Raw genomic sequence first — 13,188 nt, 5'->3', positions numbered from 1 at the left:
GCGACCTAATCCTTGCCCAGCGCGCGCCGGACCTGCTGTTCCTCCAGGTCGAGCTCCTCTCCGAGCGCGCGATGGGCTTCGACATCGAGTTCATCGGCCTGCCCGGCGAGCACCTCGCGGGCCGCCTCGATGGCGACCATCCGCAACCGCTGTTGCGCTTCGAGCTGTTCCGCCTTGGTTTCGACGTCCTGTCCCTCGACGCTCGCGCGTTCCGCCCGCACTTCGTATTCCTCGACGAGTTCCGCCGCTGCTTCGGCCTGCTCGTCCCTGTCGATATTCGCATCGTCCAGATGCTGCCTGACGGCTTCCAGTGCCGCCGTCGCCATCTCGGCACGCGCCTGCGCGGTGTCGGGCTCGGGCAGCGTCTCCGGCTCCGTCAGCCCGAGGCGCCGGATCACCCATCCGAGCGACGTGCCCTGGATCACGAGAGTCACGAAGATCGAGCAGAAAGCGAGGAACAGGATGAGATCGCGTCCCGGAAATCCCTCGGGTAACGCCAATGCCGCCGCCAGGCTGACCACGCCGCGCATGCCGGTCCAGGAAATCACCGTGGCATGGCTCCAGGGCGGCAGCGGATCGCGTTCCCGCAAACCCGGAAACAAGGCGCGCGGCACCCAGGTCGCGGGGAACACCCAGACGAACCGCCCCAGGATCAGGATGGTCGACAAGGCCAGGGTCAGCAGCAGCAGCTGGATCATGTCGTAATTTGCCAGGCGTGCCGTGATACCGCGCATCTGCAGCCCGATCAGCACGAAGACCAGGCTGGTCAGCACGAACTCGAGAAAGCCCCAGACGGCACTGAGCTCGAGGCGCGTCTGCGCGCTGAATTCCGCATGCTGCTGCCGGCCGAGCACGAAGCCGCATGCGACCGCCGCCAGCACGCCGGATCCGCCGAGCGCCTCCGCGCCGAGATAAGCCGCAAACCCGGTCAGCAGGTTGACCGTGATGTCGAGCAGCGTGTCGTCGAGATGGGAGAATATCCACATTGCGGCGCGACCGACGGCCCAGCCGATCGCGGCACCTCCCAGCGCCACGGCAAAGAACTGCAACAGGCCGCTGCCGTAGCTCACGGTGTTGAGGCCGACCGCGGCAACGGCGAACTTGTAGAGCACCAGCGACGAGGCATCGTTGATCAGGCTTTCGCCTTCCAGCACCGTGACGATCCGCTTCGGCAGCCTGAACTGCCGGAGGATCGACGACGCCGCCACCGCGTCCGGCGGGGCGACGATCGCGCCGAGGGTGATTGCCGCCCACCATGGCAGGTTGGGCACCAGCAGCTTGGTCGCCACCGCGACCAGTGCCGCCGTGAAGAACACCGCGCCGATCGCCAGCAGCAGGATCGGCCGGAGATGGGTGTGGAAGGCGGGCCAGTCGGTACGATACGCGCTGAGCTGGAGCAGCGGCGGCAGGAACAGCGCCATCACCAAAGCCGGGTCGAGTGTCAGCGGGGGTAGCCCCGGGATGAATGCGAGTCCCATGCCGCCGAGCACCAGCATGACCGCCACCGGCAGCTTCAGCCGCTGGGCCGCCGCCGCAAGGGCCACGCACACCGAAAGAAGGACAAGCAGCAGCTCAAATGCTTTCATCGCGGCGTAACGCGGGTTGCCCCTCGAAAGTCGCGGCCCTCCAGGCTATCGATCCCGCGTCAACCGATCCATCCCAGCAGCAGCGAAACGGTGACCAGCGACAGGATCGTCGAAATCAGGGTGGCGCGGCTGGCGATGGCGGCTTCCCGGTCGTAGAGCCGCGCCAGCATGAACGGGCCGGTGCCGACCGGCAGTGCGCTGATCAGCAGGGCTGCCTCCGCCCAGAGGCGCGGCATCGGGAACACCACGAAGGCAAGGAACGCGGTGACTGCCGGTTGCAGCAGCAGCTTGGCGGCGACGACGCGCGCGACCGCGAACGGCTCGGCGGCGTCGGATCTCGTCTCGGCCAGGAACAGGCCGATCGTCACCAGCGCGCACGGGCTCGCGGCGGCCCCGAGCAGGGTGGTGAACTGCAGCACCGGGCTCGCCAGTCCCAGGCCGGACAGGTTGACCAGGATGCCGGCGATCGGGGCTGCGACCAGCGGATTGCGCAGCAGCGCCACCGATACGCGGCCGAGCGTGCGCCCCGCACCTTGCCCGGCCTGCTGATCCAGTTCGACCAGCGTGATCGCCAGCGCGAACAGGGCACACACGGTCAGCAGCGTCGCCAGCACCACCGGCGGCAGCCCGGCCTGGCCGAACACGCCGACGCACAGCGGGATGCCGATGAAGGCCGTGTTGGCGTAGCCGGCGGCCAGCCCCTCGATCGCCGCTCCGGATATCCGGTGCGTGCGTTCGACCGGACGGCGCCAGTCAAGCAGGAAACCGACCGCGAAGGTGGCCAGCATGCCGCCTGCGAAGGCGGCGGTGAAACCGGGGTGGTCGATCTGGGCGCGGGTCACCTGCGCCATGCTCTGGAACAGCTCGGCCGGCAGTGCCAGCCTGACCACGAACCGGTTCAGGCTGTCGGTCGCGCCGCTCCCGAGCCAGCCTTTCCAGCCACTGACGTAGCCGGCGAGGATCAGGCCGAAAATCGGCAGCAGGACGGACAGGACGGCATTCATGCGGGGGTTGTAGCCGATCAGCCGGGGCTACCGGCCTTGTGGATGATGAGGTCGACATCGACCGGCGCGCCGTCGACCGCGGTGAAGGCGAGGGTCCGGTCCTCGAAAGTGCCGAGATCGGTCCGGTTGAAGCCGTCCAGCAGAAGAACCCGTCCGTTCGCCCGAACCCGGATGCGGCCATGGAACAGCAGGATGAACCGATCGCCCTGCGCGAGGGTGACCGGTTCGCTCCAGATGCCGGCCGGGGCAACCAGGTGCAACGTCTGGGCCGGGATCGCCTGCAAGGTAAGCGCTAGGCTGCGATGCTCGCCGGGTGCGAGCACGATCGTCTGAGCCACGGGCTCGTAGCCGGCCAATGCGGCGGTCACGCGCACCGGGCCCGGCGGCAGCGAGATCGTGGCCGGTGCGCGGCCGAGACGCCGCTCGCCGACGACGATCCTGGCGCCACCCGGAACGCTGTCCAGGCTCAGCAATGCCCGGTGCGGGATGGGCACGAGTTCGATCGTGCGTGTTTCGCCGTCACGGAGCCTGATGGTGACAGGAATCGTGGTCCAGGCGTCGGCATCGAAACCCACCACGTGCCGGCCGGGCGCGAGCCTGATCGCCTCGTCCGTCGTGCCGGCCCTGGCTCCGTCGATGGTCAGCGCGCCCTCGGCCTGCCGCGAAAGATGCACCCGGAGCGTCGCATGCGGTCCGGTGGTCAGGTGCTGCCAGAGGATCGCGCCACAGATGAGAATGATCGCCGCGAGCAACAGCTTGCGCAAAGCGTCGCGCCGGCTCCGCCGCTGCGCCGGGGTCGGAGGCTGCTTCGGTAGTGGGGCAGGTTGCGCCGCCGGTGGCACCGGTGGCGCGACGCGCGGCGCCGGCACGACGATCGGCACGAGACGGTGCGGGACCGGCTGGTGGATCGGCACCGCCGGCAACTCCCGAGGCGGTGTCGGTGGCGCGGGGCTCGGGACTACCGACGCGGCCGGAATACGCGCCGGTGCCGGCTGCTGCGAAGCGCCGCAGAACGGGCAGAACGACACGACGCCCTGCAGCGTCTCGCCGCAGGCGGCGCAAGGATGGTGGCCGGCCATCTAGCGGATGCTGCCGCACGCCACGGATGTGCCGGCCGGGAGTGGCCCCAGATCCCCGCACGAACCGCCCGACCTGATCCGCGCGATCGCCTCGTTGCTCAGCTGCAGAATCGCCGGCGTCGGTTCCGCCTCCGGGGCCACCTGTTCGTCACGCTCGAACGCAAGCAGCGCCCGCAGCAGATCCGGATTATGCAACCCGTCCGCCTCGCCGCGATAATAGGCGAGGCGGCGCAGACTGAGCTGGAGGTCGCGGACCAGCAGGCTCGGTATGTCCTGGCCATACGGCATCATGCCGGGAACATCCTGCGCGACCGCGGCGAGAGGCGACAGGATCACGCATGCGGCCAGCATCGACGAACGCCATTTCACCTGTAACGCGCTCGCTCACTCGTCATCGGGCAGATCGTCCTCGTCCTCCGGCAGCGCACCGTGCAGCAGTGCCAGCAACTCGGGGATGTCGCGCACATGCTGCCAGGCGGCGGCGCCGAGCCTCCGGACATTCGTGCCCTCCCTTAGCGTGCCCTGAGTGGCCAACAGCGCCAGCTGCGCCAGGCCGAACGGGCCGGTCAGCTGTTTTGCGATCGAAAGATGCCACGCCGGCAGCCCTGCCACCGGCAACGAGGCCGACGGTCCGACCGGCTTGAGCAGACGCTGCAGTGCGCTCGGCCGGAACCGGTCCGGCACGATCCGCCGCTTGGCCGATGCGCGGGCTTCCGGCTGGTCGTTCGGGTCGCGGTTGGCGTCATGCGGGTCCGCGTCGGCGGCGCTGCCGGGCAGTTCCTCGGTCCAGTCCGGGATGGTGCGTTTGAGCGTCTCGAACTGCATGTCGGCCTCGGCAAGCGCCGCGGCACCCTCCATCCGCACGTAGCGTTCGCGAAGCTGGCGGGACAGCTCCATCGCCATGGTCTGCACGATGCCCGGGATGCGATCGGTCTGGGTCGGACCGATCCGGGCCATGCGGGCGGCATAAACCCGCTCGCCGGTCCAGGCGAGCAACGCGCTCGCGGCCAGCACCTGGATCGGCGTGAGATCACGTTCGAACGCCTCGATGCGGGCCTGCACCTTGTCGCGATGGCGCGAGAAGCCGCTGCCGCGGATGATCCGCTCGGTACCGGCGTCGCCCCAGTCGCCCCCGCCGAGATCGATCTGGTACGGCTGTCCCGGGCGGCTGCCGCGGACGAGAATGCCGTAGGCCACGCCCCGCACGAACAACCCCATGTTGCGGCGCATCTCCTCGATTTCCTGCGTGGTGGGCACGACCGGATCGGGGAAGCGCTCGGACTGCCGGTGCGTGTGCAGCGGCAGCGGTTTCTTCTGTTCGAGCTGGTAGCTGATGCGCCATTCGGTGCGCAGCGGATCGATGCTGTCGAGCGGGATGCCGCTCAGCTCGCAATAGATCAGGATGCGGTCGCGCAAGCCCGAATTCAGGTATTGCGGCGCGCCGATGCCGAGCCGGCCGGTCGGCACCACCTGCTCGATCTCGGCCTTGAAGTTGCGCTCGAACTCCTCCTTGTCATCCACCGCGATCAGCAGCGTGTAGCGCGGACCCATCGCGATGCCGCCGCCGAGATGGTCGAACGAGGCGTCGAGCCACGGCATGGCGCGAACCATGGCGCGCTGGAACAACGCGATCCGGTCGCGAGCGCTCATGTCGAGCAGGATCGATTGCGCCGAGCGCAGCGCGTCCGCACGCGGCGCGAGCTGCAGCCGCGAGAAGCCGCGCAGGCGGTTGAGCAGGATGCTGCGCTGCATGTCGTCGCGCAGGATCGGGAACAGCTTGCGCGAGCCGCCCTCGTCGCGGAACATTTCCTCCGCCCAGCGCTGCACTTCTTCCTCGTTATTGCCGAGCATGGCGCGAGCTTCCACGTCGGCCGCCGGCAGCACAACATAGGTGCCCGCGTCGCAACGCGAGACCGCTTCGCGCAGCAACCCGATCTCGGTGTCGAACTCGCGCAGGGTATGGCGAACCAGGACACGGCCCTGGACCAGTTCGGCGACAGCGCCATCCCAGAGCTTGTTGCCCTCCGCATCCTGGCCGCGACGGTTGCCCAGCATGTCCGACATCTCGCGCAGGAACAGCTTGGCCTCGACGGCAGCCTGGCGACGCAGCTGCATGGACAGGTAATAGGCGGTCTCGTTGCGCAAATGTTCGAGGTAGCGTTCGGCCGCCTTGCGATCGGGCCCGAACGGGAAACGCCGGTTGACGGCCTCGCGAAGATTCTCGAGCGACTGCTCGAACCGGCGCTGGGTGTCGCCGGCGCGGGACGCGTAGCGCGCCTCCACCTCGTCGAGCCTGACGATTTCCTGCTCGATCTGCAGCTTGGCGTCCTCGACCAGCCGGATCGTGTAGTCCAGTCCGCCACGCTCGCGCTGGTCGAGATAATCGTAGAGCACGGACCGCAGACCATCCGGCCCATTACCGCGCCGCTCGGAGGTCAGGCGCTGCCGGGTGGCGAGAATGCGGTCGGCGGCCAGGCCTGATCCGGTCTTGTGCCTGATGCTGCCGAGCACGTCCTCGTGCCGCTGCTCGAACTCGCGCAGCACCAGGGTTGGTAGATTATGCGGGTCGGCGCTCTGGAAGCCCTCGGACTGATAGGTCGAGAGCAGGTCGCGATCGATTTCCGCGAGCACCGACTGGCCGGTTTCGTTCTCGAGGAGTTTGTCGATCAGGAAAGGCTCGTTGATGGTCGAGACATCCTCGGCGCCGGGCAGGACGTGCTGGAATGCGCTGGAATTCAGGTAGAATTGGCGGTCCAGGAAATCGTCGCGCTCCGCCGGTGTCGGCAGCCGTCCGGAATCCTCCATTGCGACGTTGAAATAGGCCTTGAGCATCTGCTTCGACGTTTCCGCGACCGCGGTGTCGACGGCGACGCGGCTCTTGGTGTCGATCGTCGCCTGGCCGAAACTCGAAAACAGCTGGCTGTAGCGCAGGGACTGTCGGCCGAGATGCGCCGGCAGCGGCGGTTCGTAATTGTCGATCTTGTGCTGTGCCTGGTTGACGGCGATCGAGCGCTTGGTGGCGGCGAACTCGCTGGTGCCGAAATCCTCGAACAGGATGTCGGCGGCCATGTCATAGAGATCGCCGACCTGCTCGAGACCGTCATCGAGTACGTTGCGTGTGTCGAGCAGGTACACGTCGTCATATGGCGCGATATTCGGCAGCGGTCCCTGATGATCGGCCCATTGCTCGACGAATGGCGGCAGCGGGTTCGGCCGCATCGCGTGCTCGAGTTCCATGAGCGCCGCGTAGCCGTTGGCGTTCACCCGCTGGCGCTGGTGGTCGTGATAGCCGCCGGGCAGCAGCAGCACGAGATCGACGGTCGGCGCCGGATGGATCAGCGAGCGCAGCGCGAGGCCCATGTCGATGAAGCTGCCGGACCCGGTACCGCCGGCGGCGGAACACACCACCACAACGCGCAGCCGGTTCTCGATCTCCAGGTTCAGGTGCGCGAGGTCGTCCTGCCGCCCGACGCTCCGGAGCAGCCCGTCGCTGCGCTCGCGCAGCATGTCGGTGAGCTTGCGGAACTGGTCGAAGAACAGCAGACGCGAAATCGCACGAACCTGGCCGGCGCCTTTCTCGGTGTTGATCAGCGAGAAGTCGGCGACCGGCAGCCAGTCGGCGATCAGCGGATAGCGGTCGAGATCCTTGACGTAGCGCTTGACGTCGACCGCGTGCTGCAGCCGCTCGTTCTCGCGGAAGGCGACGATACGGGCGAGGGGGTCGGCGCTCTGCTGCCGGTCGCTCTCGATCGCGGTCCGCATGTCGGTGTCGAAATAGACGAACGAGGCGATCGGGAACCGGGACAGGTCGTCGATCCGCCGTCCGTTCCAGTCCCCGGTCAGGATGCGCCGGCGCAATCGCAGCAGGATCTGCATGCCGGTGCCGCCGATGCCGACGAACAATGTCGGCTGCACGCGGCGCGCGGCAGGGCGGTCCTCGTCCTGTCCAGGCTGGCCGGGATGGGGCTGCGAGGTCTGGGTGGATGACATGGCGTGGCCCTCAGCGTCTGGCGGGTCGGCGGCCGCGGGCCCGGCCCTGGGCGGCGGTGCGATACAGCAGCGTGAACAGGATCGCCGTCACCACGATCAGCACCGCCAGCGGGATGGTGAAGCCGAGTATCGACCAGAGCCCGCCGAGCAGGCCGAACACGATCAGCACCGACACCGACAGCAGCAGCGCGAACAGCGCCCAGCCGGCATTGCCCGCGGCCGACGGCGAGGCGCGGTGGGCGATCAGGTGGGTCCGCACCGCGCCGCGAATGAAGAAGATCGCCACGGCCAGCGCCAGCATGATTGCCGCACCGATCACCGCATCGGTGCTGGACAGGTGGCCATCCTCGCCGGGCAGGGAGGACGCGTTGATCGGCGTGCCGGTCCCGGTCTGCAGGGCGGTGCCGGGCGCCGAGGGTGCGGGTGTCGCGTTTGCCGGCAGCGCGTCGGCAGGCGGCCGGAGGTTGAAGTCCGACGGCGGGGCAGTGGTGGCAGGCGCGGTCGGCGTGTGCGACGGGTCGGTCATTTCTGTCCTGAACGAAGCTCTGGAGTGTCAGCGTTGGTCGGCGGGGTCGCGTTCCGTCGCGGCGGGCGGTCCGGCCAGTCTGCCACGCACCGAGAATGCCCGGCCATCCGGCAACACCACCAGGCGCGTCTGGAACGGGCGCAGCCTGACCCGTCGCACCTGGCCGCCCAGGGTCACGGTATGGTCGCGGTCGCGGCGAAGCAGGAACAGCAGCAGCGCCAGCAGGAGCAGCAGTCCGAACAGAGCCAGCAATGCCAGGATGAGCGGCATTGCCGAGAAATGCACCACCAGCGTAACCGGCAGGGCCGCGGACGCGGCGGTCACGGTGCGATTGTCGAAGAATACCGCCGGCAGCTGATCCATCGCCGCGATCTGCGACATCTTGGCGACGAACCCGTCCTGCAGCGACAGGGTCAGGCCGCCGAGGTCGATCGCCAGGGTGCCGTGCAGGGTGACGTCGTGCTGCAGCCAGCCGGCGAGACCGGGCGAACGGTCGATCCGCGGGATGTCCAGCCGGATCCGCACGTCCTGCAGCACGTCGCGGGGGGCGACCCGGTGCAGCACCCTGGGCTCGATCGAGGCTTGCAGCAGCGGCAGCGCCGCCTGGCCCGGGATATGGTCCAGGCTCTCCCAGCGCAGGGTCACCTGCGCCTGGTCGATGACGTGCGGATAGTAGTCCGAGCGCAGCGTGCCGGTGATGTCGACGGCGGACGCGCGTCCGCCGGGCACCCCCTCGATGCGCAACCGCCCATCGGGCGAGCGGCTGACGGTCAGGCCGGGGGTGGTCGTGATCTGCGGCGTGAACACCAGCGGCGCCTGGTCGAGCGGTTTCAGCTGCACGGCGGGATCGCTGAACAGACGGGTGAGGCCGGGTGCGCGGGTCAGGCGGCGCAACTCGGCTGCGGCTTCGTTGCCGTAGGCGATGCCGTACACGATCAGGCCGGTGGCGCTGTACAGGTGTCCCCGCGCCGGCATCCGCACCGGGTAGGACACGATCACCGGCAGCGCCGGGCTGGAACCGAGCCGGCGGGCGAAGTCGCGGGTGTTCTCGTTCACGCGCTGGCTGTTGTTGGGCGAATTCCGGTTGTTGGTAACCAGCCAGATGATGCCGGGGCGGCCTTCCAGGATGGTGTTGATTCCGCGGACCAGGGCGCCATCGAAATCGGCGTCGGTGAGGCGGCCGTTCGGCTGTCCCGGCAGGTCGATCGCGGCAATGGCGCGGGAGATCCGGGCAGCGTCGTCCGGCCCGCGATACACCACGTTGGGAGAATGCCGGCCGGGGAGTTGTCCGTCCTGGTCGAAGTCGGCGATCACCACCTCGCCGCCGGCGTTCGAGCCTGCGACCAGCGCGTTCAGGAGCGGCCGGAAGGCGGCGTTCGGATCGATGTAGAAGGGCTCCATCCAGCCGGAATTCTGGATCAGGTAGACCGACGTCACCTGTGCCAGGGCCTGGATCGGCGCCAACAGGCACAGCAGCAGGGCGAACAGCGCAGGCATGGGGCGGCTACGGTGCATCGTGCAGGCGCCAGCGATGCAGGGTGTCTTCCACCGCGCCATGAACATACAGCCAGCCGGCATGGATCGTGACCGACAGGTCCCAGGCGTGACGGGCGCGCAGCACGCAGTCGAGTGGTTCCAGCGAGCGCGGGCCACGGCTGAAATGCAGGACGCAGGAATGGATGTCGTCCGGTTCGGCTGAGGATGCGGGATCGCCGAGGAAGGCGCCCAGCCCGGCGCGCCGGTTGCAGACGGCGACGATATAGCGTTCCTCGTCGAGGGCAAGCAGCGGCGCCAGGAAGCTGTCGTCGGGAAGCAGATACTCGGCCGCCTCGCGCTGGTCCCAGGGCAGCCGCAGGCGGGCATTCTCCCGGAACACCGCGCGACCGCTGCTGATTGCGTAGCCGCGCGCCACGCGCCGCTCGGGCACCTGGCCCGGGGCGGACAGGCTCTCCAGCACCAGTGTCTGCGCATCGAGGCGGGCGAGCTGGTGCAGCGTGCCGTTGCGCTCCATGACCGGCCGGACGCCGGGCAACGGTTGCAGGCCGTCACGCCATGGACGCCATCGTGCCGCCGCTCCGTCTGCCGTCATCTGCAGCGTGAGCTGGCCGCGGGCACCGCACCAGGTTGCCAGTTCCGCCGCCATGACCGGGGCGGCAAGCGGGCCTGTCGGCACCGCGGGTGCGCCGATCACCGGTACCAGGGTCCAGCCCGGCGCATTTCCGGTGCGGTCGAGCATGGCGATGGAGAGGCCGGACGTGTGCAGGATCGGCATGGCCGCGTGGTCGCCGATCGAGATGGCGCCGCCGACCGGGGAGCCGTCCATCGCAACGACCGGAGCGGTCAGCGGCCGGGACAGGTCGATCCAGACCGGACCGCGATCGCTCGGCACCGCGATGCCGGATTGCGTAGCGCTCGCAGCCCAGCTCCAGCGCGGCAGGCCGAGGCAGCCGGCGATCTGGACGCGGCTGATCCATTGTCTGCTTGCTTCGGACCATCCGCTGATCCGGCCGCTGGCACGGTCGCAGGCCAGCAACATCGGCGGCGTGCCCGCCACTGCGAAGCCGAGCGCCGGCGAGGCGGGGACGGCGATCTCCTCATGGCTCGCCGGGTCGGGCAGCCGGCGATCATCGAGGCTCGGCAAGCCGTCGCCCGGCCCGAACGGTGGCGACCAGAGTTCGGCGCGAGGAACGACGGAGGGCTCGGAAAGGCCGGTGCCGCAGTCCGGGCAGAAGCGGAAGGCGTTCGGGAATGGGCCGGTATGCGCGCAGCCGGATTGTCTTGCGCGCAACCGCCCGAGCGTCAGCGCGTCGGTCGGCAGCCCGATCGTGTCGTTGCCGGTGACCAGTTCGGTGAAGCGGGTGCCGGTCCGGTGCCAGTGCTCGATCCCGAATGGACCGGGTAGCACCCAGTCCTGCGTCGCCTGGCCGGTCGGGTCGGAGTTGGGCGACGCCTGCTGCACGCTCTCGTCCTGTCCTGGTAGGCAAATCTAGCGTGCGGTCCGGTCGACGCAAGCCGCCCGGACTCATGGCAACAGGCTCAGGCTGTCAGGTCCCAGGCCTTGCGCCAGATCTCGGGGATCTTCAGCCAGCGGTCACGGGTGTCGGGATCGTTCTCGGCCTGTGCGCCGGTCTGGACGGTATGAAAGATCTTCAGCTCGGTCTGCTTGACGATCGGACCGCCGAAATCGCGCGCGAAATTACCGACCAGCACCACGGCCCGCACGTCCGGCAGCAGGGGCAGCAGCTTGCGAAGCTCGCCGGCCGCCGCGATGTTCGCGGCCTTCCCGGACTTGTCGCCGGTGCTCCAGGCGACCGTGTTCCAGGAGACCGTGTCCTTCCGGGGAACGCCGGCCTTCTGCATGAGCGTCCAGGTCGCCCGGCCGCTCGGGTCGTCGTTGTTCCGGCTCACGAAGCCGGAGCCACGAGGCGGGAAGGTGCCCGGTCCGGGCGCCCCGAACAGGAACAGCACCCGGGCCTTGGTGCCGCCATCCAGGGGGTCGAAGTTGGGAACGTAAGCCGAGGCGCGGCGGCTGGTCTCGCGGACGTAGTCGACCAGCGGCTTGACATGCGGCTGGTTCAGCATCTCCAGGCGACGGTGCCGGACATCGGTATCGGCCAGCGAGCCGGGGAAGTCGTCGCGATGGACGGCGTAGGTGTTGTTCATCGGCGCAAAATTCAGCAGCGGGAACGGTTGGTCAACTCGGGGGTGAGGCGGAGAGGTGATTCCCGCCGAGCCCGGATGCTCTCGAAACAGCGCCGGCTACGGCGAATTGGCCCCCTGAACGGGGCTCGCCCGCCTGCTTCAAGCGCCTGATGTCGGCCGTCCGGACGGTTCCTACGGCGGATGATCCCAGCCGGCCACAGAGCGGCGGCGCGATCATTAGAGTTGCTTCTCCAGAACGATGAAACAGAGGTCATCCCGCTTGGGAACACCGAAGCGGGCGTCGTCATACGGGAAGGGCTCGGTCTCACCGTTCGGCTGGTAACCCCGTCGCGCGTACCAGGCGATCAGACTGTCGCGCACGTTCACGACGGTCATGCGGATTGCCCGGCCGCCCCGTTCTCGCACCCATTGCTCCGAAGCGCCGAGCAGTTGCCGCCCGAGGCCGGCATTCTGCATGCGCGGATCGACCGTGAGCGACCCGATGTGCCAGGCATCCTCGCTCAACGGCTGGAGCCAGACACAGCCTTGGACATCTTCCGGCGTGCGCCATACCAGGAGGGCGGCGTCAGGCTTCGTTTCTAACTCCTCGCGGAGGAGCGCCTCGCTTGTCCTGTCGCCGGCGATATAATCCGCCTCGCTGTTCCAGCCGGTCTCGGTCCCCGAGCCGCGGTAGGCCCGGTTCATCAGCGCGACGATGGCTGGCACGTCGGTATCGGCGGCCACCTGGAGCGTCGGGATCGCATGCGCCTGTGCTCTGGCATTCAGCGAGCGGGCCTCCATCCTCGCCTCGATCGTGGCGATCTGATCGAGGAACGAGCCCGAGAGATCGTCTGTCACCTCTTTCACGGCGGCCTCGACCGATGGCCAGACATCGCGCTTCGACCGATCGAGGGCCTCCCGGCCGGCCGGCGACAGCGCCACGGTGCTCTGCCGCCGATCCGTGTCGCCGCGGCCGATCGTCACGAGCCCGGCCTCTTCCAGCTTGCCCGCACTCTTGGTGATGGCTGGCTGGCTCATCTGCATGGCCCGGGCGAGTGCGCCGATCGTGGTCGCACCATGCTCCTCTAGGATCACGAGGAGGGGATACTGGCCAGGCTGGATCGGGATGCCAGCCCGGTGCGCCACGAGCACGACGTCGGTTTGCATCCGCTCCGCCAATCGCTTGAGGCGGCTGCCGAGAAACAGATGTTGCCGGTCACGGATGGTACGGGCTGGCATGTCCGGCTCCCCAATTGCATAACCGGTTATGCATTATCCTGCGAGTGTGGTCTAGCGAGGGATTGGTCGTGTGGAAGAAAGACCGCAACAAAAGCACGCCAAGGCAGACTGGCAGTTCAACA

General features: G+C 68.3%; 10 protein-coding genes. All 10 read right to left on the bottom strand.

The window, feature by feature from the left end; all coding sequences use genetic code 11:
* Positions 1-5 precede the first annotated feature (5 nt).
* Complete coding sequence (locus HN018_RS11720) at positions 6-1,586, bottom strand: Na+/H+ antiporter (protein ID WP_171835561.1); 1,581 nt, start codon at positions 1,584-1,586, stop codon at positions 6-8.
* Positions 1,587-1,645: 59 nt separating this feature from the next.
* Complete coding sequence (locus HN018_RS11715) at positions 1,646-2,590, bottom strand: AEC family transporter (protein ID WP_171835560.1); 945 nt, start codon at positions 2,588-2,590, stop codon at positions 1,646-1,648.
* A 17-nt stretch (positions 2,591-2,607) separates the two neighbouring features.
* On the bottom strand, positions 2,608-3,669 hold the full coding sequence (locus HN018_RS11710) for a PEGA domain-containing protein (protein WP_171835559.1): 1,062 nt from the start codon (positions 3,667-3,669) through the stop codon (positions 2,608-2,610).
* Positions 3,670-4,038 (bottom strand): peptidoglycan-binding domain-containing protein, encoded by a 369-nt coding sequence (locus HN018_RS11705; RefSeq protein WP_171835558.1) that lies wholly within the window; start codon positions 4,036-4,038, stop codon positions 3,670-3,672.
* Between the two features lie 15 nt (positions 4,039-4,053).
* Positions 4,054-7,659 carry a tubulin-like doman-containing protein gene (locus HN018_RS11700; RefSeq protein WP_171835557.1) on the bottom strand — a complete coding sequence of 1,202 codons (3,606 nt, stop codon included), beginning with the start codon at positions 7,657-7,659 and terminating at the stop codon, positions 4,054-4,056.
* Between the two features lie 10 nt (positions 7,660-7,669).
* Positions 7,670-8,185 carry a hypothetical protein gene (locus HN018_RS11695; RefSeq protein WP_171835556.1) on the bottom strand — a complete coding sequence of 172 codons (516 nt, stop codon included), beginning with the start codon at positions 8,183-8,185 and terminating at the stop codon, positions 7,670-7,672.
* A 27-nt stretch (positions 8,186-8,212) separates the two neighbouring features.
* Positions 8,213-9,682, bottom strand: coding sequence for a hypothetical protein (locus HN018_RS11690; RefSeq protein ID WP_171835555.1), 1,470 nt, complete (start codon positions 9,680-9,682; stop codon positions 8,213-8,215).
* Between the two features lie 7 nt (positions 9,683-9,689).
* On the bottom strand, positions 9,690-11,144 hold the full coding sequence (locus HN018_RS11685) for a hypothetical protein (RefSeq protein WP_171835554.1): 1,455 nt from the start codon (positions 11,142-11,144) through the stop codon (positions 9,690-9,692).
* A gap of 77 nt (positions 11,145-11,221) precedes the next feature.
* Entirely contained in the window at positions 11,222-11,848 is a 627-nt protein-coding gene (locus HN018_RS11680; RefSeq protein ID WP_171835553.1) for a uracil-DNA glycosylase, read from the bottom strand.
* Between the two features lie 216 nt (positions 11,849-12,064).
* Positions 12,065-13,066: a bifunctional helix-turn-helix transcriptional regulator/GNAT family N-acetyltransferase gene (locus HN018_RS11675; protein WP_204259515.1), complete on the bottom strand. Its 1,002-nt coding sequence runs from the start codon at positions 13,064-13,066 to the stop codon at positions 12,065-12,067.
* Positions 13,067-13,188 lie beyond the last annotated feature (122 nt).

This window comes from Lichenicola cladoniae (assembly GCF_013201075.1).
Lineage (GTDB): Bacteria > Pseudomonadota > Alphaproteobacteria > Acetobacterales > Acetobacteraceae > Lichenicola > Lichenicola cladoniae.
Note: the sequence above shows the minus strand (reverse complement) of the source record. Positions and strands in the feature narration are given on the sequence as shown.

What these genes read in the sequence shown, in the direction of transcription:
- HN018_RS11720 (WP_171835561.1), bottom strand. Translation starts at nt 1,586, where the DNA reads ATGAAAGCATTTGAGCTGCTGCTTGTCCTTCTTTCGGTGTGCGTGGCC.
- HN018_RS11690 (WP_171835555.1), bottom strand. Translation starts at nt 9,682, where the DNA reads ATGCCTGCGCTGTTCGCCCTGCTGCTGTGCCTGTTGGCGCCGATCCAG.
- HN018_RS11715 (WP_171835560.1), bottom strand. Translation starts at nt 2,590, where the DNA reads ATGAATGCCGTCCTGTCCGTCCTGCTGCCGATTTTCGGCCTGATCCTC.
- HN018_RS11680 (WP_171835553.1), bottom strand. Translation starts at nt 11,848, where the DNA reads ATGAACAACACCTACGCCGTCCATCGCGACGACTTCCCCGGCTCGCTG.
- HN018_RS11695 (WP_171835556.1), bottom strand. Translation starts at nt 8,185, where the DNA reads ATGACCGACCCGTCGCACACGCCGACCGCGCCTGCCACCACTGCCCCG.
- HN018_RS11710 (WP_171835559.1), bottom strand. Translation starts at nt 3,669, where the DNA reads ATGGCCGGCCACCATCCTTGCGCCGCCTGCGGCGAGACGCTGCAGGGC.
- HN018_RS11700 (WP_171835557.1), bottom strand. Translation starts at nt 7,659, where the DNA reads ATGTCATCCACCCAGACCTCGCAGCCCCATCCCGGCCAGCCTGGACAG.
- HN018_RS11675 (WP_204259515.1), bottom strand. Translation starts at nt 13,066, where the DNA reads ATGCCAGCCCGTACCATCCGTGACCGGCAACATCTGTTTCTCGGCAGC.